At 40.2% G+C, this 26287-nt stretch carries 29 protein-coding genes; 22 read left to right on the top strand and 7 right to left on the bottom strand.

Features of this window, described 5'->3' with window-relative positions:
* The first annotated feature begins 5 nt into the window (after positions 1-5).
* The 7 genes from AWW68_RS02550 (at position 6) to AWW68_RS02520 (ending at position 6898) form a co-directional block, all read left to right on the top strand.
* The gene (locus tag AWW68_RS02550) at positions 6-404 is read left to right on the top strand and encodes a hypothetical protein (RefSeq protein WP_068216259.1); all 399 of its coding nucleotides are present in this window, start codon (positions 6-8) and stop codon (positions 402-404) included.
* Positions 405-682: 278 nt separating this feature from the next.
* A complete protein-coding gene (locus tag AWW68_RS02545; RefSeq protein WP_068216257.1) occupies positions 683-1402 on the top strand; it encodes a 3'-5' exonuclease in 720 nt (239 codons plus the stop codon).
* 64 nt (positions 1403-1466) lie between these two features.
* The gene (gene rnr / locus AWW68_RS02540) at positions 1467-3635 is read left to right on the top strand and encodes a ribonuclease R (RefSeq protein ID WP_068216255.1); all 2169 of its coding nucleotides are present in this window, start codon (positions 1467-1469) and stop codon (positions 3633-3635) included.
* Complete coding sequence (locus AWW68_RS02535; RefSeq protein ID WP_185101183.1) at positions 3625-4599, top strand: polyprenyl synthetase family protein; 975 nt, start codon at positions 3625-3627, stop codon at positions 4597-4599. The genes rnr and AWW68_RS02535 overlap by 11 nt, the downstream gene beginning before the upstream one ends.
* A complete protein-coding gene (locus AWW68_RS02530) occupies positions 4599-5204 on the top strand; it encodes a rhomboid family intramembrane serine protease (protein WP_068216251.1) in 606 nt (201 codons plus the stop codon). Before AWW68_RS02535 ends, AWW68_RS02530 begins: the two co-directional genes overlap by 1 nt.
* Positions 5205-5442: 238 nt before the next feature.
* The gene (locus AWW68_RS02525) at positions 5443-5943 is read left to right on the top strand and encodes a hypothetical protein (RefSeq protein ID WP_068216249.1); all 501 of its coding nucleotides are present in this window, start codon (positions 5443-5445) and stop codon (positions 5941-5943) included.
* Positions 5944-6223: 280 nt separating this feature from the next.
* Entirely contained in the window at positions 6224-6898 is a 675-nt protein-coding gene (locus AWW68_RS02520) for a hypothetical protein (protein ID WP_068216247.1), read from the top strand.
* A 254-nt stretch (positions 6899-7152) separates the two neighbouring features.
* Here the strand turns inward: AWW68_RS02520 and rpmA are convergent, their stop codons facing one another.
* Both rpmA and rplU read right to left on the bottom strand, forming a co-directional pair.
* Complete coding sequence (gene rpmA, locus AWW68_RS02515) at positions 7153-7431, bottom strand: 50S ribosomal protein L27 (protein WP_068216244.1); 279 nt, start codon at positions 7429-7431, stop codon at positions 7153-7155.
* Positions 7432-7440: 9 nt separating this feature from the next.
* Positions 7441-7752, bottom strand: a complete 312-nt coding sequence (gene rplU, locus AWW68_RS02510; RefSeq protein ID WP_068216242.1) for a 50S ribosomal protein L21 — start codon at positions 7750-7752, stop codon at positions 7441-7443.
* A gap of 470 nt (positions 7753-8222) precedes the next feature.
* Here rplU and AWW68_RS02505 point away from each other — a divergent pair, with 470 nt between their 5' ends.
* A complete protein-coding gene (locus tag AWW68_RS02505) occupies positions 8223-9224 on the top strand; it encodes a ribonucleotide-diphosphate reductase subunit beta (protein WP_068216240.1) in 1002 nt (333 codons plus the stop codon).
* A gap of 45 nt (positions 9225-9269) precedes the next feature.
* Positions 9270-11639 carry a ribonucleoside-diphosphate reductase subunit alpha gene (locus AWW68_RS02500; protein ID WP_068216238.1) on the top strand — a complete coding sequence of 790 codons (2370 nt, stop codon included), beginning with the start codon at positions 9270-9272 and terminating at the stop codon, positions 11637-11639.
* A gap of 99 nt (positions 11640-11738) precedes the next feature.
* On the opposite strand, the gene AWW68_RS02495 is transcribed toward AWW68_RS02500, so the two are convergent.
* Positions 11739-12173 carry a hypothetical protein gene (locus AWW68_RS02495; RefSeq protein ID WP_068216236.1) on the bottom strand — a complete coding sequence of 145 codons (435 nt, stop codon included), beginning with the start codon at positions 12171-12173 and terminating at the stop codon, positions 11739-11741.
* A 198-nt stretch (positions 12174-12371) separates the two neighbouring features.
* Positions 12372-12842 carry an REP-associated tyrosine transposase gene (locus AWW68_RS02490; protein WP_245660196.1) on the bottom strand — a complete coding sequence of 157 codons (471 nt, stop codon included), beginning with the start codon at positions 12840-12842 and terminating at the stop codon, positions 12372-12374.
* Between the two features lie 303 nt (positions 12843-13145).
* Between AWW68_RS02490 and AWW68_RS02485 the strand changes: the two genes are divergently transcribed.
* The 10 genes from AWW68_RS02485 (at position 13146) to AWW68_RS02440 (ending at position 21131) form a co-directional block, all read left to right on the top strand.
* Positions 13146-13712, top strand: coding sequence for a hypothetical protein (locus AWW68_RS02485; protein ID WP_068218415.1), 567 nt, complete (start codon positions 13146-13148; stop codon positions 13710-13712).
* 66 nt (positions 13713-13778) lie between these two features.
* A complete protein-coding gene (locus AWW68_RS02480; RefSeq protein ID WP_068216234.1) occupies positions 13779-14186 on the top strand; it encodes a Fur family transcriptional regulator in 408 nt (135 codons plus the stop codon).
* A gap of 68 nt (positions 14187-14254) precedes the next feature.
* The gene (locus tag AWW68_RS02475) at positions 14255-14632 is read left to right on the top strand and encodes a MerC domain-containing protein (protein WP_068216232.1); all 378 of its coding nucleotides are present in this window, start codon (positions 14255-14257) and stop codon (positions 14630-14632) included.
* 1 nt (position 14633) lies between these two features.
* Positions 14634-15059 (top strand): hypothetical protein, encoded by a 426-nt coding sequence (locus AWW68_RS02470; protein ID WP_157717497.1) that lies wholly within the window; start codon positions 14634-14636, stop codon positions 15057-15059.
* Positions 15059-15427 (top strand): hypothetical protein, encoded by a 369-nt coding sequence (locus AWW68_RS02465; protein ID WP_068216228.1) that lies wholly within the window; start codon positions 15059-15061, stop codon positions 15425-15427. Before AWW68_RS02470 ends, AWW68_RS02465 begins: the two co-directional genes overlap by 1 nt.
* Positions 15427-16626 (top strand): GTP-binding protein, encoded by a 1200-nt coding sequence (locus AWW68_RS02460; protein ID WP_068216226.1) that lies wholly within the window; start codon positions 15427-15429, stop codon positions 16624-16626. The genes AWW68_RS02465 and AWW68_RS02460 overlap by 1 nt, the downstream gene beginning before the upstream one ends.
* 4 nt (positions 16627-16630) lie before the next feature.
* Positions 16631-17512: a hypothetical protein gene (locus AWW68_RS02455; protein WP_068216224.1), complete on the top strand. Its 882-nt coding sequence runs from the start codon at positions 16631-16633 to the stop codon at positions 17510-17512.
* 107 nt (positions 17513-17619) lie between these two features.
* Complete coding sequence (locus AWW68_RS02450; protein WP_068216222.1) at positions 17620-18321, top strand: ABC transporter ATP-binding protein; 702 nt, start codon at positions 17620-17622, stop codon at positions 18319-18321.
* Position 18322: 1 nt separating this feature from the next.
* Positions 18323-19714: an ABC transporter permease gene (locus AWW68_RS02445; protein ID WP_221405963.1), complete on the top strand. Its 1392-nt coding sequence runs from the start codon at positions 18323-18325 to the stop codon at positions 19712-19714.
* Position 19715: 1 nt separating this feature from the next.
* Positions 19716-21131, top strand: a complete 1416-nt coding sequence (locus tag AWW68_RS02440; protein ID WP_157717496.1) for a DUF3526 domain-containing protein — start codon at positions 19716-19718, stop codon at positions 21129-21131.
* Here the strand turns inward: AWW68_RS02440 and AWW68_RS02435 are convergent.
* The 3 genes from AWW68_RS02435 to AWW68_RS02425 form a co-directional block, all read right to left on the bottom strand.
* Positions 21128-22012: a cation diffusion facilitator family transporter gene (locus AWW68_RS02435; protein WP_068216217.1), complete on the bottom strand. Its 885-nt coding sequence runs from the start codon at positions 22010-22012 to the stop codon at positions 21128-21130. The two genes, AWW68_RS02440 and AWW68_RS02435, sit on opposite strands and share 4 nt — an antisense overlap.
* Positions 22013-22048: 36 nt before the next feature.
* Entirely contained in the window at positions 22049-22795 is a 747-nt protein-coding gene (locus AWW68_RS02430) for a ZIP family metal transporter (RefSeq protein WP_068216215.1), read from the bottom strand.
* Between the two features lie 72 nt (positions 22796-22867).
* Positions 22868-23902 (bottom strand): FAD:protein FMN transferase, encoded by a 1035-nt coding sequence (locus AWW68_RS02425; protein ID WP_068216213.1) that lies wholly within the window; start codon positions 23900-23902, stop codon positions 22868-22870.
* 110 nt (positions 23903-24012) lie between these two features.
* Here AWW68_RS02425 and ruvB point away from each other — a divergent pair, with 110 nt between their 5' ends.
* From ruvB to AWW68_RS02410, 3 genes are read left to right on the top strand one after another with little or no spacing between them, the layout of a single operon-like run.
* The gene (ruvB, locus tag AWW68_RS02420) at positions 24013-25041 is read left to right on the top strand and encodes a Holliday junction branch migration DNA helicase RuvB (protein ID WP_068216211.1); all 1029 of its coding nucleotides are present in this window, start codon (positions 24013-24015) and stop codon (positions 25039-25041) included.
* 56 nt (positions 25042-25097) lie between these two features.
* Positions 25098-25637, top strand: a complete 540-nt coding sequence (locus AWW68_RS02415) for a CopD family protein (RefSeq protein ID WP_068216209.1) — start codon at positions 25098-25100, stop codon at positions 25635-25637.
* Positions 25634-26287: an SCO family protein gene (locus tag AWW68_RS02410; RefSeq protein WP_068216207.1), complete on the top strand. Its 654-nt coding sequence runs from the start codon at positions 25634-25636 to the stop codon at positions 26285-26287. The genes AWW68_RS02415 and AWW68_RS02410 overlap by 4 nt, the downstream gene beginning before the upstream one ends.

The raw sequence follows: 26287 nt of genomic DNA, 5'->3' as shown, positions 1-26287 counted from the left end.
TTACTATGAGAAAAGACATTGAAATGCCTGAAGTAACAGGCGTGAAAGTTTGTGTGGGAAAGTCAATTAATAAGCTGGGGGAAAGCGAATGGCATGTTTATCTCATCAACGAAAACCTGATTGAGCTAACCAACGTGATGATTGTTTCTAAGGGCTATGAAGGTAAGTCTAAAGAGGCACGAAAGACTTCTACGCTAAGGCATATGATTGAGAAGGTGGATGAGCAATCTGTGGCTAAGGTGGAAAGTATTAGCCCAGAGGTTTTTGGTTTCTACAATGAGTTTTGGGTGAGTTATTACATTTTGAACGAACTCTTCGATAAGAAATTTGTGGTAGAACCATTCAATGAATTCGAGCTAGAAGAAATAGTAGAGCTAGAAATAAAAGGAAAGTACGCTTCTTAATCTGAACTGGTAAGTATTTCGCCTTCTACGAAGCTTAGGCTTCCTTTCTCGAAGCCATTATATCATTTCGCCAGGCTGTGGCTTCTATTTAATTCAAAAACATCAACTATGTTTACCGGCTACGGTTCGGAGCTCGGTAGGAGCAAAATGTCATAATATCCAGTTTGTTCCAACGCTTCTAAGCTCCAGAGGAGAGGTATGTAATGATACACGGTGCCTAGTTCATCCAAGTGGCACCTCTAGCATTTACGGCTAATTCCCACTAAATTATCCATGCTATGAACAAAGACACACTCAAGAATATCCTTTTCTTGGACATTGAAACTGTAGCTGAAACCAAAACTTTTAAAGAGCTATCCGAACGAAAACAAGAGCTTTGGAAAAAGAAATCTGCCTTCTTTCGCGAAGCAGAAGAAAAGTCGGCTGAAGAGCTTTACGAACGTGCCGGAATCTATGCGGAGTTCGGTAAGGTGGTTACCATTGCTGTAGGATACTTCTCGGATTTAGATCCTGAGCTAAAACTTAGAATTACTGCTTTCTCTGGTCATGATGAAAGGCAATTGCTTCAAGAATTTGCAGAATTGTTAAACAGTAAGCATTTCAGCTCTAAAGAAACTAGGCTATGTGCGCACAACGGTAAAGAGTTCGATTTTCCATATATCGCTAGGCGCATGTTGGTCAACGGCATTGAACTGCCAAAAGCGTTACAGCTTTCAGGTAAAAAGCCTTGGGAGATTCCGCACTTAGATACGCTTGAGTTGTGGAAGTTTGGAGACTATAAACATTATACTTCTTTAGACCTATTGGCTTCTATTTTTGGCATTGAGAGTAGCAAAGATGATATAGATGGCAGTCAGGTTAACGGCATCTATTACGAACAAAACGATCTCGATAGAGTTGTAAAATATTGCAAGAAGGATGTTTCGGTTTTGGTTCAGGTATTCCTTAGCCTAAGCCAATTGCCGAAGCTAAAAGCTGAAAATATCACCTTGCTTTAAAGGCTATTCAGCCAGAAATCCTTTTATTATACCTAATTTTAAAGCATTCCATCAAAAACCATTTATGGGTCGAAAGAGAAAAGGTACGCCTCCAGAAAATACATCAGTCACTAAAAGAGCTGCAAAGCAAATTGAGCCACTTATTGTGGAGTTTCTAAATCAAACTCCAGGCCGTGGATATCAGGTTAAGCAAATCTTGAAAGGCTTAGGTGTCAGAGATGCCAAGTCTAAAGGCGTTGTTTCTGAGGTTATCTTTGGCTTAGAAGCTAGAGGAGTAGTAAAGAAGCTTAGAAACGGTTCTTTTACTATTGAAGGAGAGCAGAAAACCATTACCGGAGTAGTAGACAGTGTGAATGCACGCTTTGCCTACGTAGTGCCTGATGGAGATACCGAACAAGACGATATATGGGTGTCTAAAGAAGACCTGCTAGGTGCCATGGACGATGACAAGGTAAAGGTTGTCTTGAAGCCTAAGAAGCATGGAAAGAGTCCTGAAGGAAAGGTAGTAGAAGTATTGACTCGTTACAGAGATGAGTTTGTTGGGCGAATAGAAATGAATACCCGTTATGCTTTCGTAGTTCCCGATTTCAAAAAGATGTTTCACGACATCTACGTGAAGTATGAAGATTTAAACGGAGCCAAGCATAACGATAAAGTGATTGTGAAAATCACGGAGTGGCCCGAAAGAGATAAAAAGCCAGAGGGTGTCGTACAGCGAGTGCTGGGCAAAGCTGGCGAGCATAATGCAGAAATTCACTCCATTATTGCTGAATTCGGCCTGCCATTGGAGTTTCCTGACAAGGTGAATGAAGATGCCGAGGCTATTCCAGCAAAAATCACTGCAAAGGAAATTAAGAAAAGGAAAGACTTCCGTGAGATTACCACCTTCACCATCGACCCGGATGATGCGAAAGACTTCGATGATGCCCTTTCTCTAAGGACCTTAGAAAATGGTAATGTTGAGGTGGGTGTACATATTGCTGATGTTACACATTATGTAGAGCCTAAATCGGCATTAGAAGAGGAGGCTGTAGATAGAGCAACTTCGGTCTATTTGGTAGATAGAACCATTCCTATGTTACCAGAGAGGCTTTCCAATGGCTTGTGTTCTCTTAGACCTCAGGAGGAAAAACTTACCTTCAGTGCGGTTTTTGAATTGGATGCTGAAGCAAAGATCAAGAACGAGTGGTTCGGCCGAACAATCATTTACTCAGACAGACGCTTTACTTATGAAGAAGCGCAAGAAAGAATAGATTCAGGCGAAGGAGATTTCAGTGAAGAGATTAGCCAGCTGAATGGCCTAGCCAGATTGCTAAGAAAGAAGCGCTTTCAGCAAGGGGCTGTGAACTTCGAAACTGTTGAGGTTAAATTTAAGCTCGATGAAAACGGTACGCCATTGGGTGTTGTGCCGAAAGTAAGAAAAGAGGCGCATATGCTCATTGAGGAGTTTATGCTGCTCGCTAATAAGAAGGTTGCTGAATTTATCTACAGCAAACATAAAGGGGCGAATCCGCTAACATTCGTTTATAGAACCCACGATTCTCCAGACCCAGAAAAGCTAGATACATTCGCCAAGTTTGCCAACCGCTTTGGTCATAATATGGACTTCGAAAAAGGCGGAGTTTCCAAAAATCTCAATGTCTTGATGGACAAAATTACCGGAAGGCCCGAGCAGAACGTCTTGGAACAACTAGCTATCCGCAGCATGGCGAAGGCCAAGTATACCACTGCAGAAAAGGGCCACTTTGGTTTGGCATTTCCTCATTATACGCACTTCACCTCTCCTATTCGTAGGTATCCAGATATGATGGTGCACAGGCTGCTTCAGCATTATTTAGATGGTGGAAAATCTGCCGATAAGGAAGAGTATGAAGAGCTCTGCTTGCACTCTTCTGAAAGAGAAAAGCGAGCAGCAGATGCTGAAAGGGCTTCCATCAAGTATAAGCAGGTAGAATACATGTCTTTGGTTGAGAAGAAAGATTTCCCTGGTATTGTAAGTGGTGTTACAGAATGGGGTGTTTTTGTAGAAATTTCAGAAACCAAATGTGAGGGAATGGTTCGCATTTCCGATATGACGGACGATTATTACGAGTTCGATGAACAAAATTACCGCATCTTAGGTAAAAGAAACAAGCGAATGATAAGCCTTGGTGATAAAGTAACTGTTCGAGTTAAAGCAACAGATGTTGACCGAAGGACTATCGACCTAATTTTTGTTGAAGATGACAAATGACTTGAAGGCTCTCATTGGCCTGATCAATAACCGACTTACTGAACATTCTTACGGAGAACAACCTAATGAGCTTTATGAGCCCATCAGGTATATTATGTCTTTGGGTGGAAAAAGACTGAGACCTGTTTTAGTGCTTTTAGCTTACAAGCTGTTTAAAGACGATCACGAGACAATTTTGGATCAGGCACTGGCGGTAGAGGTGTTTCACAACTTCACCCTCATGCATGACGACATCATGGATGATGCGCCACTTCGCAGGGGTAAGCAAACGGTACATGAAAAGTGGGATAGCAGTACAGCAATTCTCTCTGGAGATGTAATGTTGGTAAGGGCTTATGATTTGTTGCTTGATGCTCCTGGAGACTTAAGGGTCATTATTAAAGCCTTCAATGAGTGTGCGGCTGGAGTTTGTGAAGGTCAGCAATTCGATATGAATTTCGAGACCATGTCATCAGTCACTGAAGAAGACTACATCAATATGATCAGGTTGAAGACCGCTGTACTGTTGGGTTTCAGTCTTCAGTTTGGAGCCATGTTGGCAGGAGCTAGCGAAGCCTCTACCAAAGCGCTTTATAAGTTCGGAGTAGATATTGGCATTGGCTTTCAGCTAAAAGACGATTTGCTAGACGTATATGCAGATCAGGAGAAGTTTGGTAAGCAGGTTGGGGGAGACATCATTTCCAACAAAAAGACTTTCCTTTTACTTAAAGCGCTAGAGTTAGCCAATAAAGAGCAAAAGACTCAACTTACTCAGTGGATTGATAAAAAGGAGTTCGATTCTGCAGAAAAGGTTGAAGCAGTGACAGCCATTTACGATCAGATCGGAATTAAAGAACTGACATTAGGCAAAATGAACGAGTACTTCAATAAAGGTTTTGAGTCGTTAGATAAAATTGAAGTAGCCGAAGAGAGAAAAACAGGCCTTAAGTCATTTGCTCAATATCTGATTGAAAGGGATAAATAATGGAGTTCACTTACGGACTAATGATTGTGATTGGGTTGGTGACCTATGTGGCTTGGAAGCAGCCCGAGCTTCACGCAAAACTTATGCTCAATCCATATCAGACGGTTCAGCAGAAGCAGTACTGGAGATTATTGACCTCTGGTTTTGTGCACAATAACCCCATGCACCTGTTTCTAAACCTCTTTACGCTTTTCTTTTTTGGAGCTGCCATAGAACGCATTTTCAATGTCTATTTCCCTCAGGTGGGAGCTCTGCTTTTTATTCTACTCTTTGTTACGGCTGTTATAGTGGCCAATGTGCCCACTTTAATCAAGCATAGAAATAATCCTCATTACAACTCTTTAGGTGCTTCAGGTGGGGTTTCTGCGTTAGTATTGTCCTTTGTGCTTTTCGATCCACTAAGAGACCTCTGCCTCTACGCCATCATCTGCCTGCCTGGCTATATTCTCGGAGCCATCTTTATCGTCTACTCCATCATTATGGGCAAGCGAGGCCGAGACAACATCAATCACGATGCCCACCTTTGGGGGGCTATTTACGGAGTTGTCTTCGTATTACTTTTGAGGCCTTCGACTATTCAGACCTTCATAGATTCGGTTTTTTAGCGCAGTTACATTGATCAATGATTGCCGTAGGCAATGTGTCAGAGTGTTTTTGTCTACCGATTTTCTATACTATTACAGAAGTTGGGTGCTGTGAATAATCTCTTTTAAGTGTTTTAAAGAACTTCGGCTTAAAATCTATAATCAAACAAAAAACGGTAATTACCAGTACTCTGTCTAACTTAAGGGGGGGGGGGCTGCTAATGAGCGAAGTGAGTTTGGAGATTCAGGAGATGAATTAGTGGGAGTAGACCCATGCCCAAATCCGACAGATATTGGAAACAATAATAATAGCGGTTCTTCTGGGGGAGGTGGTAATAATAACTCTAATCAAAACAATTCAGATAATAGCAATGATAATAACACCTGTGATGTCTATGTATTAGAAACCGATTGGTATGCTTGTGTTTCAGTAGGTAATGAAGTGCCGGATTGTCATTATAGCTACACAGAATATGAGTTGGTTTATGAAAACTGTGGGCCTGACGACAGTCTCTCGGCAAATTTAGAGAATGATGATGCATGTTCAGATGATGATGACAATGTTCCGATTATTGAGCCCGAGGACTTTGGATACAAAGTTTGCAACAAGCATATAGCTTTTGATGAAATACCTGGAGATGGAAGTGAAACCAGTTTGACTGGAGAAGTAAGAAGGGTACAGGTACCTGCTGTTCACACGGAAACTGGCGAACATGTGGAGGCTTTTTTGGGGGGCTTGGTGCATTACATATGGAAGTAGTGCCGACTTAGTTAATAATGAATATCAAGCATCAGATATATTCAAGGAGGCTTGGCAAATGTCCACTTTAGAAATAGAATTATGGTTAAATGAATTTAAGGAAAACCCGGGAAAAGTAGCTTTCTCAAATCAATTTCTAGATATTTTTAGAGAGAATATACAGTTGCTATCTAGTACGAGTGGTGATGGTTATGTTTTTATTGCCTCGAGCACAACCTCCTGTCGAAATACTCGATCCACGTGGTTGGTATATTGTAAATAATTTTCGCAAGCCTCAGAGATGAATTTATTTAAGAAAAAGTATCATAGTCTCAGAAATGAAATTGAAAGTCTATTCTATATCAAAGCACTAGAAAGCAGCTCAGAAATTGACATCCAAACGCTTGAAAGCAAGGGCAGAACAAGAAATGACTTATTGGATAGGAATTACAATCGTAAAATATGGTCTAGTTTTTTTGAAGAGTTGAAAGATCGTTATCCTGGTTTAAAAATTAGAGATATCACTCATGGTCAACAGCCTGGCTTTAGCTTAGATGTGATCATTGAATCTCAGTTTTTGAATCACATTGGAACCTCCTTGAACATCTACCTCTATGTAAGTGCTTTGTTGCCCTACTACGCTCTATTAGCCAGTGATGGCATCAAAATAGACAGAAGTCTAAGCCCCTTTCCTTCAGAAAGAGCTAAAAGCAGTGGGTTCAAATCATACAATATCTACTGTTCTCCCAATGAGCTTTTCGAACCTCATTACAGCATAATAAGGAAGATTGTTCTAGACCATTTTTTAGATTTTAAACAAATTCCGATGGAGATACTTTTTGAAAAATTTCCTGGGCTAAGAACGGACGAGCAGGATGTTGATAAAAACATTTATGAAGCTCTATTTGCAGGGGAGATTGATAATTTTTTCTATTTAAAGGGAGACAAATCCTTTCCTAAAGAGGATTGGTATTAAAGACTTTCTTAGTACTGCTTTTTCCTATTCTATCTTTCAAGGAAAGAATGAACTAACACTGATTTATTCAGATTACACTTTTGATCAAATCAAGATAAGAGAAGAGGTGTTTTATTCCTCTCTTGGCGCCTACTTATAGTGAGTGTTGTTCTTTTTAGCGCTTTTGGTCTGGTCGTTATTTAGCGAAAGTATACTAAGCAAAAAACCCTGACACTTTTCAGTATCAGGGTTTTTAAATATCTATAAGCTCTTAATTAAGCCTCAGCTTTGCCTTCGCCTTCAAAAGGAAGAACAGAAACGTAAGATCTGTCTTTTCTACCTTTTTTGAATTCAACAACACCATCAGTTAATGCAAACAAGGTGTGGTCTTTTCCCATACCTACGTTATTACCAGGGTGATGCTGAGTTCCTCTTTGTCTTACAATGATGTTACCTGCAATTGCAGCCTGACCACCATAAATTTTAACGCCAAGTCGTTTACTTTCCGACTCTCTACCGTTTTTCGAACTACCGACTCCTTTTTTATGTGCCATGGTATTTTCTTATTTAGAGATTTTTTCGATCAATACTTTAGTGAACTGCTGACGGTGACCGTTTTTCACTTTGTAACCTTTTCTTCTTTTCTTCTTGAAGACGATTACTTTATCACCTTTTACATGTCCGATAATTTTACCGGAAACCTTTGCGCCCTTAATTGCTGGGGCACCAACTTCAACTTTACCTTCGTTGTCAAGTAATAATACTTTCTCGAACTCTACGGAAGCGCCTTCTTCGCCCTCCATCAATGGAGCGTAAACGAATTGGTCTTGCGTTACTTTGAACTGCTTTCCTGCTATGTCTACAATTGCGTACATTATGAATGATTTTTCAAAAATGGACTGCAAAGGTAACGGAATAATCGCGAATAACAAACCAAATGCGCGCGATAAATCCAAGCAATTTTCCAATATTAAATTTTCAATTTTTTTCGCCTTTCCATACGTCAAAAATAGAGATAAGTGATTGTGTAATGTTGTGTATGTAAACTACAATGTTTCAGTTGTTTAAACGAACACATGAAACGCCATTCATGCATTAAATCACTTCTGTTTTCGCGTTGATTTTTCAGCCCCTTTTTGTAATATTTGTTTCAGGTTACGACCCCAATAAACAACCTATTCCCTAGTTAGACTCCTACTCTCAAGAGTATCAAGGAATTAACTGAGGACCCTGAAAATTAAATAGGAAAATGCTTTTTGCCTTCGGGTAAATGGCACTTGTTTTTTGAAGAATGTTAATTCTTCAGCGTGGCCTTTTATTATCAACCCCAAATTGAACAAGTAACATGAGCGAACAAACTACTGCAGTAGAGGAACCATTATTGAAGGAGAACAAAGACCGCTTTGTACTGTTTCCGATAAAGCATGACGATATTTGGCAGTTCTATAAGAAAGCAGAAGCTAGCTTTTGGACCGCTGAAGAAATAGATCTTCATCAAGACCTTACCGATTGGAATGGCAAGCTTAATGATGATGAGCGTTACTTCATCAAACACGTGTTAGCGTTTTTTGCTGCATCCGATGGGATTGTAAATGAAAACCTGGCCGAAAACTTCGTTAATGAAGTGCAATACACAGAAGCAAAGTTCTTCTATGGTTTTCAGATTATGATGGAGAACATCCATTCAGAAACTTACTCTTTATTAATAGATACATACATTAAAGATCCGGTAGAGGCAGATCAGCTTTTCCATGCCATCGAAACATTCGATGCCATTAAGAAGAAAGCAGATTGGGCTTTGAAGTGGATCGAATCTCCTTCTTTCGCTGAAAGGCTAATTGCATTTGCTGCGGTAGAAGGTATCTTCTTCTCAGGAAGTTTTTGTTCCATATTTTGGCTTAAGAAGAGAGGCCTAATGCCGGGACTTACTTTCTCAAACGAGTTAATCTCTAGAGATGAAGGCTTGCACTGTGACTTTGCTGTTCACTTGCACAACAACCACCTAATTAACCAGGTGCCAGAAGAAAGAATTAGAGAAATCATTATTGATGCTTTAGATATTGAAAGAGAGTTTATCACAGAGTCGTTACCAGTTAGGCTAATTGGAATGAATTCTGATCTAATGGCTCAGTACCTTGAGTTTGTTACAGACAGACTTTTGGTTGAACTAGGCTGTGCTAAAGAGTATAACTCAACTAACCCATTCGACTTTATGGAAATGATTTCCTTACAAGGAAAAACTAATTTCTTTGAGAAGAGAGTGGGAGAATATCAGAAAGCTGGAGTTATGAAAGATAAAGATGACACAGGTAACTCACGAACCTTGTCATTTGATGATGACTTCTAAATGATGGCTCAATAAATTAACCCCCAAACCCCAAACCCCATAAATATGTTAGTAGTAAAAAGAGATGGCAGACGAGAGTCCGTCAAATTCGACAAAATCACCGCAAGGGTAGAAAAGCTATCCTATGGATTGGATTCTAACTTTGTTGAACCAATCGATGTAGCCAAAAAGGTAATTGAAGGCCTTTATGATGGCGTAAGCACGCAAGACTTAGATAACCTTGCTGCTGAAATTGCTGCTACTATGACAGTGAAGCACCCTGACTATGCTAAGCTGGCTGCTAGAATTGCAATTTCTAACCTTCACAAAACAACAAGTAAGTCTTTTTCAAACACCATGAAGAGACTTTACACATACGTAGACCCAAAGACTGGTCAAAATGCTCCATTAGTTTCTAAGGAAACTTACGGCATTATTAAAGCGAATGCCGCTTTACTAGATTCTACTATTATTTATGATAGAGACTTTAGCTACGATTACTTCGGGTTTAAAACTTTAGAGCGCTCTTACCTTATGAAGCTAGACGGTAAGATCGTTGAGCGTCCTCAGCATATGCTTATGAGGGTTTCTGTGGGTATCCACGGAGAAGACATGGAAAAGGCAATTGAAACTTATCACTTACTTTCGGAGAAGTGGTTTACTCATGCTACTCCAACGCTCTTTAATGCAGGTACGCCTAAGCCTCAGCTTTCATCTTGCTTCTTACTCACAATGAAAGATGATAGTATTGATGGTATTTATGATACTTTAAAGCAGTGTGCTAAGATTTCACAATCTGCAGGAGGTATTGGTCTTTCTATTCACAATGTAAGAGCTAAAGGTTCATACATTAAAGGAACAGGTGGAGTTTCTAACGGTATTGTACCAATGTTGAGAAATTTCGATATGACTGCCCGTTATGTAGACCAAGGTGGAGGAAAGCGTAAAGGCTCTTTCGCTATGTACCTTGAGCCATGGCATGCCGATATCTTCGACTTCCTTGATCTGAAAAAGAACCATGGTAAAGAAGAGTTGAGAGCTAGAGATTTGTTCTACGCCCTTTGGATCTCTGATTTATTTATGAAAAGAGTAGAGGCTAACGAAGAGTGGACGCTATTCTGTCCGAATGAGTGCCCAGGTTTGGCCGATGCTTACGGAGATGACTTCGAGAAGCTTTATGAAAAGTATGAGAAAGAAGGTAAAGGTCGTCAAACTGTAAAGGCGCAAGACCTTTGGTTTGAAATTCTTGAAGCACAAATTGAGACGGGTACGCCATACATGTTGTTCAAAGATGCGGCTAACAAAAAGTCCAATCAGAAAAACTTGGGTACCATTAAGTCTTCAAACCTTTGTACCGAAATTATTGAATACACGGCTCCTGATGAAGTAGCGGTTTGTAACCTTGCTTCTATTGCTCTGCCAATGTATGTCAATGAAGAAACTAAGGAGTACGACTTCCAAAAACTATATGATGTTACGTATGTAGCCACCAAAAACCTGAATAAGGTAATTGATGTAAACTACTACCCTGTAGAAGAAGCCAAGAACTCTAACATGCGCCATAGACCAATTGGTTTAGGTGTACAAGGTTTGGCCGATGCATTCTTGATGATGGGCTTTCCATTTGAGTCTGAGCAAGCACGTAAGCTAAACAGAGACATCTTTGAAACCATCTACTTCGCAGCAATGACAGCTTCTAAAGACATTGCCAAAGTAGAAGGTACTTATGAGACCTTTAAGGGTTCTCCAGTATCTAAAGGAATCTTCCAATACGATATGTGGGGAGTAACTCCAGATTCTGGTCTTTGGGATTGGGACAGCCTAAAGAAAGAGGTGAAGAAACACGGTGTGAGAAACTCATTGCTAGTAGCACCAATGCCAACCGCTTCTACTTCTCAAATTTTAGGTAACAACGAGTGTTTTGAGCCTTATACTTCGAACATCTATACCAGAAGAACCCTTTCTGGTGAGTTTGTGGTAGTGAACAAACACTTAATGAAAGACTTGATTGAGCTTGGTTTATGGAGTGCCGACATGAAGAATAAACTGATTGCGGCTAAGGGCTCTGTTCAGAACATCAAGGAAATTCCTGATAACATCAAGGAGCTTTATAAAACAGTTTGGGAGATTTCTCAGAAAGCAATTATTGATATGTCGGCCGATAGAGGTGCATACATCTGTCAGTCGCAAAGCTTGAACATACATATCCAAGATCCGAACTTCGGTAAAATGACTTCTATGCATTTCTATGCCTGGAAGAAAGGTCTGAAGACTGGTATGTATTACTTAAGATCTAGAGCAGCAACGGATGCAATTCAGTTCACTGTAGATAAAGCAGCAGCAGCTGCACCTACTGCAGCAGAAATGGAGCAAAAGGCAGCCGATATGGCCTGCTCGCTAGATAACCCGGATGCTTGTGAGGCATGCGGTAGTTAGTAAGTATGGGGTTGATTACTACTAACCTAGAACCCTGACTATCCAAGTCAGGGTTTTTTTTATGCCTATTCGTCAGACTACTCCAAGTGGTCAGACGAATTATTCAAACTTGATCAATTCTCTTGGGGCTTTCCATGGGAAAAGGTGTGCACCTTCTTTGATAGCTTCTCCCAAAGTAAATTGAATTTTATTATTAGCAGTTTTTGTCAAAGTTGCTTTGTAAACGGCTAAATCAAATTTTGAAATGAATATCAACTTCAAAGAATTTTCAGAATTATTATATTCCTTAAACTCTATGTTGTTTTCATCTTCGAAAGGCACATCAATTTGTTTTCCAGCATCAGCAGCTATGGAATAGGTGGCATCAATGGAGTTATTGGAAATACTATTAATTTCAATAATAAAGCTATAATTATCTGTTTCATATTTCCACTTTCCTAAAAATTCATTTACTGATTGCTGTTCAAAAGCATAAACATTTATAATAAAAATGAGTGTTATCAAGCAGCTAAGAATTGTAGTTAATCTTTTCATTATATACAATTTGCATTAAAGCTATTTTCAACTATTTTATCTATAAACTTATTAATTCTGTTTAAGAAGCCATTTTTATATTTTTCATAACCCCTAACTGGTCTTATCGTCTCGCTAGGGCCTATAATAAAAATGAAATCTATCAATCCTTTTTCATCTTCATAGTCACGAGCACTACTAAATACCCATTCTCTGGCATTATACACCACACCCCGCTTCAACAGGGTTGTTGTGAACATAATCCAACCGCTGTTGTGTAATTTCAATAGTTGAGAGTTCAATGGGGTGGTTGTGCTGCTGCCAAAACTGGAAGTCTTTATTGTTCGATTTGCTCTGCCCTGCAGTTTTGAATAGATCAATCATCCACTTTCTGCTCTCATAAGGGCTATTTTCAATAAACTTTCTAATGTGACGGGATGTGAAGGACTTTAGATCACGAATAATTTCTTCCAACTTTGGTTCTCTATCCCTTCCTAAAATAAGATGAATGTGACTCGGCATTATGCACCACGCCCCTACTAAGAGCCCTTTTTCTCGTTGACAGTATTTGATTGAATCGATAAATATGTTTTTGTATTCCTGCCGAATAAAAACATCTATCCAACCTACAACTGTGAAGGTGACAAAATAGAACTCTTCCTGATTTCTGATCGCGTATTTTCTTCCCATTAATGTGTGTTTGGAATCAAAATAATCAATTTGAGGTAGAAAGAAGTCTCAGCGAGTCCTCCTTTCTCTCACTATGAGTCTTAGCGAGACGCTAAGACTAGGCGAGGGTCTTTCGGTTCCATTCGTTAGGCCGCCTTTCATAACCTGATAAATTACCTCTTCATCATCCACGGTCATTTCTCCTTTCCATTTACCAGTGGTAAACAATTTTGCACTCTAATCGATTATGTATTGCAACTTAGTTGCAAATGTACTATTGTTGCAAAATAACAATCATTGACTAATAATTTTAAAATGAGAAACATGATCAAACAAAGCGCGAAGGGAATCTTGGGTATGTTCTTAATGCTTTCTGTTTTTACTGCTTGTGATTCTGACGATCCAGAACCAGTAAATGAGGAAGAGCTAATTACAACTGTTGAATTAACATTTACCAACGATAACGATGCTTCTGATGTAGTATCAGCAAGCTTCACAGATTTAGATGGTGAAGGTGGTAACGACCCAATCATCGATAACATTTCTTTAATGGCTAACGCCACTTATACTTTGACAGTGAGATTCTTGAATGAGGAGGAAACTCCTGCTGAAGATATCACCGAAGAGGTTGAAGAAGAAGATGAAGATCACCAAGTATTTTATGTTGCTACAGGAGCTGAGTTTACATATGCTTATGGCGATCAAGATTCAAACCAGAATCCATTAGGCCTTACTGGTACAGTAACAACCGGAGCAGCAAGCAATGGAACTTTACAAGTAATTCTTATTCATGAGCCTAATAAAACTGCCGCTGGTGTTCGCGATGGCGATCCAACCAACGCTGGAATTGAATCGGATATAGACGTGACGTTTAACTTATCTATACAGTAGTTTTTGGTTAGTTACTGACAAAGAGTTTAACCGTCATTTATAGTAGCCAGTAGTCCTTATTTGTACATGACCAATCAAGAAATTGAAGCAGTATTAAAGAAGTACAAATGCAGGGCTACTGCTATTAGAATTAAGGCATTAAGCCTTCTCGTTAATCATGGGAAGGCTTTTTCTATTTCTGAAATAGAAGAACATTTACGCGAAGCCGATAGGGTTACTATTTACAGAACATTCAATTCTTTTGTTGAGCTTGGCTTGGTGTCTAAGGTGTTCAATAATAAAGGCGTTACGTGCTTTTTCTACAACGGAAGTGAACACAAAGAAAAGTGTGTACATCCGCATTTGCACTGCACTTCTTGCAACAGAATAGTTTGTTTGCCGGAGTATCCTGAAAGCTATTTGAAGACACTAGATCAGTACAAGGCCGATCATATTCCTGTATTGATGGAGGGTGTTTGTGAAAACTGTCTCTAGTTTTTTATTTGCCCAATTTGTGTTTGCAACGTTGTTGCAAATAATAAAAGAACTACCTAAAATTGCACATGGTTAAAGCTGTTAAAGATTCTGTGGTACTAGATAACTGGGGCATTGGTGTTTCCATTCTTTGCTCCATTCATTGTGCTTTAATGCCCATATTAATTGTTACTTCTGCCATTGTTGGTTGGCAGGCAGAAACATTAGAAGAGATTGAGCTTCCCCTCTTTATTGTTGCTGCAATCATTGGTTCTGTATCCATTCTCAACGTTTATTTTCAGAAAAGAAGAACCAAGCCGGTTTACTTTTTACTGGCAGGCCTAGCACTAATTTTAGTAGGAGGCTTTGTTGAGTCTGAGTGGCTCGAACCGGCCTTTAGGGTGCTAGGCTCCCTATTTATAGTGGCTGCACATGTTGTGAACAAACGAACGCTAAAAAACGCTTGACATGAGATCCATACTAGTAGTCTCTCTGTTTGTTCTTAGTAGCCTGTTGGTAGATCAAGAGCCCAAAGGCTGGGAGCTTTTCGAAAAAGTAAAGTTCAGCCCTAAGTATTTTGAAGAGGCCGAAGCATATTTTGATGTGCCTACCTTCAACGAAGAATTAAAGGCCCTTGAAAAAACGGAAGTAACACTTACAGGCCATTACATTCCTTTAGAACTCGACTCCATTTTCATGCTTTCGGCTTTGCCTTTTAGTTCGTGTTTTTTCTGTGGTGGAGCGGGGCCAGAAACTGTTGCCGAAATACAAATGGAGAAAATTCCTGCCCTAGCTCCAGATCAGATTGTAAAGGTAAAAGGTAGGCTCAGGTTGAACGATTCAGATATCAACCACATGAATTTCATTTTAGAAGACTCAAAAATCATCAAGTAATGAGAGTAAAATCATTATTAACCCTTTGCATAGCATTAGTCATTTGCGCCTGTAGTGGAACAAGTAAAGAAGATCAGGCCCTGTATGACAAGGCCTACGAGAAGCAAAAAGAGATTATAGCTATTCTGGGCGAAATAGAGAGTGAGCTAGAAACATCCACTTTAGCGGAAAAAGATAGTATAGAAGAAGTGGTTGAAGAGTTAGAAGAAAGCCTCTTCGAAATTCCAGGTCACCACTTGGAATTACCTGGCCACGAAGGCCACGACCACAGCCATGGCAGAGTAGAGCTAAGCGCCCAAGCCATTTACGATGCTCATGCCGATATGCTCGAGCAGATAAAAGAAATTCAAAATACCCTTAAGAATTAATGACCAAATTACCGGTAACCGTACTTTCTGGCTTCTTAGGAGCTGGTAAAACCACTTTACTTAACCATGTGCTTCACAATAAAGAAGGGATGCGTGTGGCTGTTATTGTCAACGACATGAGTGAAGTAAACATAGATGCAGAATTGGTAAAGCAAGGCAATATGCTAAGCAGAACCGATGAAAAGCTTGTTGAAATGAGCAATGGTTGTATTTGCTGTACACTCAGGGAAGACCTGATTGAAGAAGTAGCCAAATTAGCGCTTGAGAATAAGTATGACTACCTGCTGATTGAAAGTACAGGTATTTCAGAGCCACTTCCAGTTGCCCAAACTTTCTGGTTTGAGAGTGATGAGCTGGAAGTAAACCTTTCAGATGTTTGCCAGCTAGATACCATGGTTACGGTGGTAGATGCTTTCAATTTCCTCAGAGATTTCAGCTCGCCAGATACCATTGCCGGTAGAGAGATGAATGATGATGAAGAAGATCAGCGCTCAATAGTCAACCTACTGACTGATCAGGTAGAGTTTGCTGATGTAATTCTAATCAACAAAGCCGACTTGGTGAGTCAAGAAGAATTGAATCTGTTAAAAGGAATAATTACTAAGCTTAACCCTAAAGCAAAGCTGATTAAAACGGAGTTCGGTAAAGTACCTTTGGAGACCATTCTCGGCACTAAGCAGTTCGATTATGAAACTACTTCACAGTCTGCCGGGTGGATTCAAGAGCTCGAAAATGAGCATCACCCAGAAACTGAAGAATATGGAATAAGCTCTTTTGTCTTTCGCGATAAGCGGCCTTTTCACCCTGAGCGTTTTTGGAACTATGTTTCAGTCATGTGGCCAGCCAATATAATTAGAAGTAAAGGTCTTTTTTGGCTTGCTTCTAGACAAGATGAAGCCTTAAGCTGGGGCCAAGCAGGTGGTTCATTAAGAGCAGATTTTGCAGGAGTTTGGTGGTGTTCTATGCCTTTTGAACAAAGAACGCAGTACGAGGCATTTGTGGAGAACAAGGAACATATTGAGTCTGACTGGAGCAAACTGTTTGGCGATAGAAAGAATGAATTGGTGATTATAGGGCAGAACATAGACGCAGAGCAAATCACCGAGGAATTGCGAGAGTGTCTATGCTCAGTAGATGAAATTGATGCTTGGCAAAAGAAGGAGAAATTTGCTGACCCTTGGCCAATCCACATGAATTAGGCCGATGAAAAAACTATATCTACAACTTTGCTTATTGTTTGTGTTGGCCTCTTGCGCTAGCACAAACAATCTGAACATTACTTCCAAAACTAGCCTTTGGAACCTATCTGAACTTTCGGAAACAGAACTGGCTATGGCCAATGAACTTTTGGCTTATGGTCTAGAACATGAGGCGCTTTATACTTTGCTCGATACGCTGAAGCCAATGAGTAGTATGGGGTTTCCTCTGTCTTACCCCATTGCAAAGGCTGGGGAAATGAAAGATGGAGATAAAAACGTTGTAGATCTTCGTTCTGACTCTACCCAAATGGCACTTGCCGAGCTTACTAAGTGGAATAATGTACTTGAAAGTCTATCGAATGAAGAGTTTTCGTTCCACCTAATTCCATATAGGTTTGCTTATCAAGGAAAGAGAAACCTTCAAATTCTTGTCGTCAGAAGAGATAAGTTAGCTGAATTGCTGAAAGATAAAGCGGCATTTTTCGCTCAGTGGGGTTTTACAGCCAATGCCGATCCAGCAACGGTTTTGACAGCTATGGAATTTGAAGAGCGAAATGATAGATACCGCGCTTATGGCTATCTTTTTGGTTACCCAGAGCATGCAGTAAACTTCTTTGTTGAAGCTTCAATTTCTGAGAAAGAAACAGGAGAGTTCGTAACCCGAGACTTCTTCAGTATACCTGTGGCGGTGGGTAAAACGGGCTACTTTACTTATGCCACTCCAAAGGGCTATACACCAATTGAGGTTGATTCTGCCATTTATAGGGCTGCCGTGTCTACTCTAGATCAATACATTTCATTGAAGCCAAAATATTCAGACATCGATGGCGAAGTAGATGCTGTTCGCCTCATTTCTGATTTTTGGAAGAGAAACACTGACCGATAGAATGGCTAACCGGCCACTCCTAAATTCATCAAAAATCATTTCTGCACTATTGTTGCAATTAATAATTAATCCATCATATTTGCATCATTGTTGCAAAATAGAAAGTCATGTTGCATGCCGTTAATTTAACCAAGAAGTATCAGGAAAATCTAGCTTTAGATAACCTGAACTTGGTCATTGAACCAGGAGACATTTACTGTCTATTGGGAGCTAATGGTGCGGGCAAGTCAACTACTATAAATCTATTTCTGAACTTTATAGCCCCAACAAGTGGCAAGGCGGTAATAGATCAGATTGAAGTATCTAAAGATCCGCAAGCCATTAAAAAGCTCATTGCTTATATACCAGAGAATTTGGTGCTGTATAACGAGTTGAGCGGTTTAGAAAATCTAGAATACTTTGTTGGCTTGGCAGGCATGAAGTATCAGCAAGACGAGTTGGTGAGTTTCTTACAAGAGGCGGGTCTTCAATCTGAGGCCTTCAAAAAAAGGGTGAAAACTTACTCAAAAGGTATGAGGCAGAAAATTGGAGTGGCTATGGCCATAGCCAAAAGAGCCAAGGTGCTTTTGCTAGACGAGCCTACTTCTGGGTTAGACCCTAAAGCAAGCAATGAGTTTTCAGAACTGTTGTTGCGTTTGAGCCAACAAAATGTGGCCACCTTAATGGCTACTCACGATTTATTTAGGGCTAAGGAAACAGGTACTGACATCGGAATTATGAAGTCAGGTAAATTGGTTGAGCAACTTTCTACAGAAGAGATCAACCATAGCGATTTGGAAAAACTATACCTCAACCACATGAACAATTGAGATGATGGTTTTCCGAGTAGCTAAAAAAGAAATTTTGGAGATGACCAGATCTGGTCAATTCAAATGGATGTTGGGTATTGTTGTGGCCCTAAGCGTTGTTGCCATTTATATTAGTCATGTTCATTGGCAAGAGAAAAACCTTCAGCGCGAATTGGCACAGGAAGATGCCAGATCACTTTGGTTAGCTCAGGGCGCAACCAACCCGCACAATGCTGCTCACTATGGCACTTATGCGTTTAAACCTCAATTTCCACTTTCTCTGATAGACCCAGGAGTAGAGAAGTTTACCGGGGTGTCTATTTTTCTAGAAGCACACTCTAGAAACGAAGCCGATAATGTGGCAGCTGCAGACCAGACCGGTTTATCGCGTTTTGGCGATTTAACACCAGATTTTATTCTGCTCTTTATTGTTCCACTTATGATCATAGCCTTGGGGCATCAGTCGGTTACAAAGGAAAAAGAGCAAGGCACACTAAGAATTATTAAGACTCAGGGAATAAGCAACCAGCAGTTAATCTTGGGTAAATGGTTGGGCAATTATGCTCCAGTAGCCATTCTCACAACAATTATATTTATTCTGGCTGCCTTATTCATAAGACAAATTGACTGGAAGTTCGTGGCAACAATGTGGCTAGTTTATCTAGCCTATTTTGCCATAGTCAACAGCATTACCCTTGTTATCTCCTCATTCTTAAATAACTCGGGTATTTCATTGGTTATATTATTAGCCATTTGGATTGTTAGTTGTCTGGCGGTTCCAAAGACCGCCAGCAGCTTTACCAATGAAAAACATCCTTATCCTACAAGGCAGGAGTTCGATGCTGCTGTGGCCGAAGATAAGAAGAAAGGTTTAGATGGTCATGACCCTTGGAGTGAAGCTTCTAAAAAATTGGAGCAAGAAACGCTTCAGGCTTATGAGGTGAGCAAATTAGAAGACTTGCCCTTCAACTTCGATGCGTTTAGAATGCAGAAGGGCGAAGAACACGAGACCGCTATTTACTTTAAGCACAACGAAAAGCTGAAAGAGGTACATCAAAAGCAGACTCAGGTATACCGTAGCTTGGCATTTCTTTCACCTTTTTTGCCTACTCGTTTTCTGTCCATGTCTCTAGCTAGTACCGATTACTCCACCCATTGGAATTTTGCAGATGCAGCAGAAAAACACAGAGTGGAAATGCAGAGAGTTTTAAATACCAATTTTGCCGAAAACTCTAAACTAGGTGAATGGAGCTACAAAGCCGATGCTTCTTTGCTTTCAGAAGTGCCAGAGTTCAATTTCGAAGCTCCTGATTTTGGCGAAGTAATGGATGCCAATAAGAGTAATCTCCTCATTCTTACTGCATGGTTACTGGGCTCGTTTGCTCTACTATTTTTTGCTTCAACCCGAGTTTAATATGGTCAGTCAGAATATCCGCCACGAGGTCAGACTTTTAAGCCGAAACTATTGGTTCGTTTCACTTAGTCTTGTTTTAGTCTTACTCTGTTTGTATGCTGGATACAACGGTTTAAGACATTTTGAAAGAAGGCAGGCAGACCAGCAACAAGCCATTGCTGCTCAACAAGAAAAGGAAGACCTAATACAAGAAGTGGCTTTAAACCTGAGCAAAGGAGAGGAACATCCTAGTGCTTTTCGCCTTTCTCCAATGAATGTGGCTATTTATACTGGCCAATTGGCTACTATGCCAGCTACAGAAATTAGTAAATTGGCCATAGGTCAGAGCGATTTATATACTCATCAGATTAAGATTTCTTCTAGTGAAGACTTGGCTACGCTTAGTTTCAATGAGCTGAATAACCCAGTTCAATTGCTATTCGGGAATTTCGACTTGGCTTTTGTGCTCACTTATTTGGTTCCACTAGTAATTATAGCTTTTACCTACAACTTAAGAACTCAAGAATTGGAGTCTGGTAGGCTGAGACTTTTGGCTTCTAACCCCATCAACACAAACTTGTGGTTACTTCAGCGTTTTATTATTCGCTATTGCTCTTTGGCCATAATTCTTACATTCATTCTGACTCTTACAGCAGTAATGGTTGGAATGGCGTTTAGCTTGAGCCTAGTTACTTTCTTTTTGCTGACCTATGCTTACTTAGCCTTTTGGTTTGCTGTTTCTTATCTGGTTAATATTTACGGGTATTCTTCGGCCAAGAATGCTGTTTCCCTGCTCTCCTTATGGATTTTGCTCGTGCTGATTCTTCCAACCGTTATTAATCAGGCTGCCAATACCGTGTACCCAATGCCTTCAAGGGTAACATTGCTTAATGAAATTAGGCAGACCAAGAAGGAATTGAGCCAAGAACAAGATAGGGTGTTGGATGAGTACTTGAGGAATCATCCAGAACTTATTCGTAATGAAGGACAGAATGCTTATGGCTACTGGCAAGGCTATTTTGCTAGCCAAGAGTTAATGGAAGAGGAGCTATCGCCTGTAATCAATAGGTTCGATGAACAACTAACTAAACAGCAGAAGTGGGTAGACTCATGGGGACTGTTAAGTCCGGCAGTTCTGTTTCAAGATGGTGCTACTGAGTTGGCGGGTACATCTTCAAAAAACTACAATGAATTTAAGGCTAATGTGAGGTCTTTCAGTTTGGATTGGCGAGCGCATTTTATGCCTTTTGTATTCGATAATACAATGCTCGAACACAGTGATCTGGAAGCACTACCAAAGTTTGAGTACCGATCGATTTTAGGCACCTCGGGTGTACTAGTTAATATTTCTGTCCTATTGATTTTGTCTGTGTTGATGGCTATTAGAGGCCTTGCTTTGGAAGGGAAGCAAGAGCTTTTATCATTTAGTAGAAGTTAACACCCATCGCAATGTTCATCCTTCAACTCAAACTCAAGGGTTGAATGCTCAATGCCTAATTCGTGAAGTAAGTATTTTGCCCGCTTTTTAATAGCAGCCTGAAGGCGTAGGTCGTAAGACTTATCCAGTACCAAATGAGCAGAGAACACATGGTATTCACCATCCATTGACCAGATATGGCAATCATGAATTTCAATCACTTCTGGGATGGTTCTGAGCTTCTTGTGTACTTTCTCGATATCTATTTCTTTAGGGGTTGCCTGAAGAATGATCTGAAAGCTCTTCTTGATGTTGACGAAGACATTGTATATAATGAAAAGAGCGATTAACACAGAAAGTAGCGGATCTATAAAGTACCAATCGAAGTACATAATGAGTAAACTACCTATAAGTACAGCTACCCAGCCGAGTACATCTTCCAGTAAATGCAGACTAATAACTCTTTCGTTGATAGAACTGCCTTTTCTAAGTCTTAAAACAGCTACACCATTCACTACAACTCCGAAAATGGCAATGTAGAGCATGCCTTTTTCGTCTACCTGACTTGGATTCATAATAGCAGGTGCCGCCTTGCTGATGATGATTACTGAACCTACTAAAAGTACCACAGCATTGATTATGGCTCCGAGTAAAGAGAATCGCTTATAGCCATAAGAAAAGGTGTTGTCTCTCTTCTTTTCTGAGAGGTTCTGAAAGTACCAACTCAAGCCTATGCTAATGCTGTCGCCAAGGTCATGCAGGGCATCAGACATGATAGCCATACTACCAGTTAGGAGCCCACCGATAAACTCAATAACCGTAAAAGAAAGGTTAAGAAAGAATGCAACCTTAAGGTTTTTGGTGCTTTGCCCGTGCCTGTGATGATTATGGTGATGACCCATGTCCAAATGTATTAAGAAAACCTACGCAACACAGTTTCAGATAAGTACCTGAGCTAAAACCGCAGACATCGCGCCAAATACTGATACCCCGAATCTTTGCCAATTGAGCTTGTGATTGGGATCTGTTTCTATAAAAATGGTTGTAGAGATTTGCAGAAAACTACCAGCAACTACTGCAAAAAATATAATCATGTACTTTTCTGGAAGAACATGCCCGTTACTAAGAAACTCACCAGTAAATAGTCCTAAAGGCGAAGCTAGCGCAAAGACTAGAATAAGCATATAAGCTTTGGCTTTACTAGACATTTTATAAAGCAGAAGGGCCATAAGCGCTATTGCCGCTGGAATTTTATGCATTATTATGCCAAGCAATATCTTCGGAGAGCTGCTTTGAGCGTGCTCTGCATCTGTTACATGGTGTGAGTGTAAAGAATCGGTAAGAATGCTTCCTTCTAAAAAAGAGTGAAGGCTTAGGGCTATCAATAGGTAAGTAACTGAGAAGTTGGCATGCTGATGTACGTGTCCGTGTTCTACACCACTGGTGAAATTCTCTATGATTTTCTGTAAGAAAAACCCCAATAGTATATAAAGCCCAAGACTAAACGGATCTTCTTTAGAATAGAAAAGATCTGGAATAAGGTGAATGATGGTCATTGCAAATAGATAAGCACCAGCAAAAACCAAAAAGAGCTGAAGGCGCTTAGTAGAAAAGCCTGAACTCTTAATGATAACAAGAGCCGGCAATGCAACAGCCAGAAAAAGTAAAATAGCTTTAATTAACAATTCTCAAATTTTGCATCTGCAACAGGATTGCAAAGATGAGAATAAAATCCATTTCTGGACTAAATAGTTCAGTTATTCGCCATTTTCTGTTTTTACCGTCTTCCCTTTTAGTCCAGAAGAGAGGTAGGTAGTAGTTTCGCCATTTTCATCTGCGAATATCAAATAGCACTCAAGGGTAGGGTCGGCTTCTATCAGTTCAATGCTTTTTTCTTTACCAAGCACCATACAGGCAGTAGCATAAGCATCGGCTAGCATACAAGAAGGGGCAAGAACTGTAGCGCTAAGTAAAGTCTGCATTTTTGGATAGCCTGTAGAAGGGTCTATTGTGTGAGCTACTTTTCGGCCATCTTCCAAGACTCGGAAATTTCGGTAATTGCCAGAAGTAGCCATTCCTTGGTTTTCCAAATGTAAGGCATCGAACAAGCCACCAATTCGCTTTTCATCAGGAACCTCAATACCAATAGTCCAGAATTCACCATCAATATTTTTGCCTCTAGTTCTTACTTCTCCACCAATTTCAACCATAAAATTTTCCATGCCCTGCTTAGTAAGCCAGTTGGCAATTACATCTATGGCTTGCCCTTTAGCAATGGCAGAAAAGTTCAGTTTCACACCAGGAATATCTAAAGCAGCATATTCAGAATTGTAAGAGATTTTGTCTAGCCCAACAAAGCCAAGCAAAGAGTCTACTTGAGCAGAATCTGGAGCAATTAGTTTACCATCACCAAAGCCCCATGCATCAATTAATTGTCCAATAGTTGGGTCAAAAGCCCCATTTGTTTCCTTATGCACTTTATTGCTGGCTTCTAACACTTCGTGGAAATAAGGTAGCTCAAATTCAACTCGGCCAGCATTATTTAAAGTTGAAATCTCCGATGAAGGAATGTAGGTAGAAAGCGCCTGATTGAAGTCTTTGAGCAGAGAATCGAACTGCATTTTAAAGTTTCGCTGCTTTTTGTCGAGGTATTTAATGTTATAGGCAATTGTGCCCATAGTAGTGCCTTGAATTAAAACCTCTTTGGGTTGATTTTCGCGATAGGTATACACCACAAAAATTGCAATGAGCAATACAATTAAGTAGATCCTTGAGCGCTTATTCCTGTCCATTCCCTTATTTTTGGCAAAGATAATTGAATTGAAAGCCGAGGGTGCTACTTTTCTGTTACATTTCTGTAATGTGCCTAAGGTTGATTATCTTTTGAATGAATTTCTGCTGAATGAGGGAAGATTATCTTGATCCTAATGCAGACGACTATAGCTCGTCTGAAAAAGACATAGAAAAGGCTTTACGCCCACTTTCTTTCGATGATTTTACTGGACAAGATAAAATCATTGAGAACATCAAAATATTTGTGTTGGCTGCCAAGCAAAGGTCGGAGCCTTTAGACCATGTGTTACTGCATGGCCCTCCTGGACTCGGGAAAACTACGCTCTCCAATATTATCGCCAACGAGCTTGGTGCCGAGATTAAAACTACCTCTGGTCCTGTTTTAGATAAGCCTAGCGATCTGGCTGGTCTTCTGACCAACCTTGATGAAGGCGATGTGCTTTTCATCGATGAAATTCACAGGCTTAACCCAATTGTGGAAGAGTACCTCTATTCAGCCATGGAAGATTATAAAATCGACATCATGTTGGATTCTGGGCCGAATGCCAGAACTGTGCAGATCGGGCTGAATCCATTCACTTTGGTTGGTGCAACTACTCGTTCTGGTTTGTTGACTTCTCCTTTGAGGGCTCGTTTCGGAATAAATGCTAGGTTGGAATATTACGACTCAAAGTTACTGACCAGCATTGTGCTTCGCTCTTGCGATATTCTGAATACTCCGGTAGACGAGGAGGCCGCTTATGAAATAGCTAGAAGGAGTAGGGGAACCCCTCGTATTGCCAACAACTTACTCAGAAGAACCCGCGATTTTGCTCAAATAAAGGGAACTGGAAGAATCACGAAAGAGATAAGCGAAATGGCGTTGAACGCGCTAGATGTGGATTCTCATGGTTTGGACGATATGGATAACCGTATTCTTACTACCATTATCGAGAAGTTTAAGGGTGGGCCAGTTGGTATTTCAACCATTGCCACTGCTGTGGGCGAAGAAGCAGAAACCATCGAAGAGGTTTATGAGCCGTTTCTAATTCAAGAAGGATTTCTGAAGAGAACTTCTAGAGGAAGGGAAGCCACTCATTTGGCCTATGATCACCTTAAACTGAAGAAGCCTGGCCAAACAGGTACTTTGTTTGGGTAGGGAATTTTCAAATCAACAAAATGCCTAATTAACCAATCGGTTATTACCTTTGTCTCATGGCCAACTTGTACATCAAGTCACTGCATATCATTTTTATAGTTACCTGGTTTGCAGGGCTTTTTTACATCGTTAGACTCTTTGTTTATCAGACAGAGGCACTGGAAAAACCTGAACCAGAACGCTCTATTCTAAGTAAGCAGTTGGCTCTTATGGCCAAAAAGCTTTGGCTCATTATCGCTTGGCCATCGGCAATTATCACACTGATTCTGGGCACAACTATGATAATCCAATATCCAGATATGCTCAAGCTGCCCTTTATGCACATTAAGCTCAGTTTTGTAGTGTTGCTGTATGTATATCAACTGTATTGCCACAAGATTTATAAGGAATTGCAGCAAGGTGTAGCAAGGCTAAGTTCTATAAGACTCAGAATTTTTAATGAAGTGGCCACCATTATTCTTATCTCGGTGGTGTTTTTAATAGTTCTAAAAAACCAGCTAGACTGGATAAAAGGCACACTTGGTTTTGTGGGTGTAACAGTTGTATTGATGATAGCCGTTCAGGCATACAAAAAAATTAGAGAGAGAAAAGAATGAAAAAGATTACTCTTCAAGTGATTTCAGCATTAGTTGTATTTGCAGCTGTGCTAAACGGATGTGGTAAAGGTTCATCAGGTCAACAATTACCTATTTTAGGCAGAACCGACTACAAAGAGGTTGGTGGAAAGGTAGATACCATATACCATACCATTCCTAGCTTTCAATTTGTAGATCAGGATAGCGCCCTTGTAACAGAGGCTACAGTTGACAATAAAATCTATGTAGCCGATTTCTTCTTCGGAACTTGCCCAACTATTTGCCCTGTAATGAAGCAGCAAATGCTGAGGGTTTATGAAGAGTTTAAAGACAATCCTAACTTTGCTATTCTGTCTCATACCATAGACCCAGACCATGACACCGTAGCTTACCTGAAAGATTTCTCTGAAAGACTCGGGGTGCCAGACAATAAGACTTGGCATTTTCTGACAGGTAATAAAGACGAGATTTATGAAATAGGAAGTGGCTCAGGTTACTTGGTTCCTGTTGGAGAAGATAAAGATGCTCCTGGTGGGTATATTCACAGTGGTGCTTTTATTCTAGTTGATGGCCAAAGAAGAATTCGCGGTATGTACGATGGAACCGATCCTAAGCAAGTGACAGCACTAATGAGTGATATTCCGAAACTATTGAAGGCATATGACGAGTAA

The organism is Roseivirga spongicola (genome assembly GCF_001592965.1).
In the GTDB taxonomy this organism is placed as follows: Bacteria; Bacteroidota; Bacteroidia; order Cytophagales; family Cyclobacteriaceae; genus Roseivirga; species Roseivirga spongicola.
This window is presented reverse-complemented; position numbering and strand designations above follow the sequence as displayed.

Excerpts from the sequence above, each read along its gene's own strand:
- rplU (WP_068216242.1), bottom strand. The coding sequence starts at position 7,752 with ATGTACGCAATTGTAGACATAGCAGGAAAGCAGTTCAAAGTAACGCAA.
- AWW68_RS02530 (WP_068216251.1), top strand. The coding sequence starts at position 4,599 with ATGGAGTTCACTTACGGACTAATGATTGTGATTGGGTTGGTGACCTAT.
- AWW68_RS02550 (WP_068216259.1), top strand. The coding sequence starts at position 6 with ATGAGAAAAGACATTGAAATGCCTGAAGTAACAGGCGTGAAAGTTTGT.
- AWW68_RS02495 (WP_068216236.1), bottom strand. The coding sequence starts at position 12,173 with ATGAAAAGATTAACTACAATTCTTAGCTGCTTGATAACACTCATTTTT.
- AWW68_RS02435 (WP_068216217.1), bottom strand. The coding sequence starts at position 22,012 with ATGGGTCATCACCATAATCATCACAGGCACGGGCAAAGCACCAAAAAC.
- ruvB (WP_068216211.1), top strand. The coding sequence starts at position 24,013 with ATGAGGGAAGATTATCTTGATCCTAATGCAGACGACTATAGCTCGTCT.
- AWW68_RS02450 (WP_068216222.1), top strand. The coding sequence starts at position 17,620 with ATGTTGCATGCCGTTAATTTAACCAAGAAGTATCAGGAAAATCTAGCT.
- AWW68_RS02410 (WP_068216207.1), top strand. The coding sequence starts at position 25,634 with ATGAAAAAGATTACTCTTCAAGTGATTTCAGCATTAGTTGTATTTGCA.
- AWW68_RS02475 (WP_068216232.1), top strand. The coding sequence starts at position 14,255 with ATGGTTAAAGCTGTTAAAGATTCTGTGGTACTAGATAACTGGGGCATT.
- rpmA (WP_068216244.1), bottom strand. The coding sequence starts at position 7,431 with ATGGCACATAAAAAAGGAGTCGGTAGTTCGAAAAACGGTAGAGAGTCG.
- AWW68_RS02445 (WP_221405963.1), top strand. The coding sequence starts at position 18,323 with ATGATGGTTTTCCGAGTAGCTAAAAAAGAAATTTTGGAGATGACCAGA.
- AWW68_RS02460 (WP_068216226.1), top strand. The coding sequence starts at position 15,427 with ATGACCAAATTACCGGTAACCGTACTTTCTGGCTTCTTAGGAGCTGGT.
- AWW68_RS02465 (WP_068216228.1), top strand. The coding sequence starts at position 15,059 with ATGAGAGTAAAATCATTATTAACCCTTTGCATAGCATTAGTCATTTGC.
- rnr (WP_068216255.1), top strand. The coding sequence starts at position 1,467 with ATGGGTCGAAAGAGAAAAGGTACGCCTCCAGAAAATACATCAGTCACT.
- AWW68_RS02480 (WP_068216234.1), top strand. The coding sequence starts at position 13,779 with ATGACCAATCAAGAAATTGAAGCAGTATTAAAGAAGTACAAATGCAGG.
- AWW68_RS02490 (WP_245660196.1), bottom strand. The coding sequence starts at position 12,842 with ATGGGAAGAAAATACGCGATCAGAAATCAGGAAGAGTTCTATTTTGTC.
- AWW68_RS02505 (WP_068216240.1), top strand. The coding sequence starts at position 8,223 with ATGAGCGAACAAACTACTGCAGTAGAGGAACCATTATTGAAGGAGAAC.
- AWW68_RS02535 (WP_185101183.1), top strand. The coding sequence starts at position 3,625 with ATGACAAATGACTTGAAGGCTCTCATTGGCCTGATCAATAACCGACTT.
- AWW68_RS02455 (WP_068216224.1), top strand. The coding sequence starts at position 16,631 with ATGAAAAAACTATATCTACAACTTTGCTTATTGTTTGTGTTGGCCTCT.
- AWW68_RS02485 (WP_068218415.1), top strand. The coding sequence starts at position 13,146 with ATGATCAAACAAAGCGCGAAGGGAATCTTGGGTATGTTCTTAATGCTT.
- AWW68_RS02425 (WP_068216213.1), bottom strand. The coding sequence starts at position 23,902 with ATGGACAGGAATAAGCGCTCAAGGATCTACTTAATTGTATTGCTCATT.
- AWW68_RS02440 (WP_157717496.1), top strand. The coding sequence starts at position 19,716 with ATGGTCAGTCAGAATATCCGCCACGAGGTCAGACTTTTAAGCCGAAAC.
- AWW68_RS02470 (WP_157717497.1), top strand. The coding sequence starts at position 14,634 with ATGAGATCCATACTAGTAGTCTCTCTGTTTGTTCTTAGTAGCCTGTTG.
- AWW68_RS02500 (WP_068216238.1), top strand. The coding sequence starts at position 9,270 with ATGTTAGTAGTAAAAAGAGATGGCAGACGAGAGTCCGTCAAATTCGAC.
- AWW68_RS02545 (WP_068216257.1), top strand. The coding sequence starts at position 683 with ATGAACAAAGACACACTCAAGAATATCCTTTTCTTGGACATTGAAACT.
- AWW68_RS02520 (WP_068216247.1), top strand. The coding sequence starts at position 6,224 with ATGAATTTATTTAAGAAAAAGTATCATAGTCTCAGAAATGAAATTGAA.
- AWW68_RS02415 (WP_068216209.1), top strand. The coding sequence starts at position 25,098 with ATGGCCAACTTGTACATCAAGTCACTGCATATCATTTTTATAGTTACC.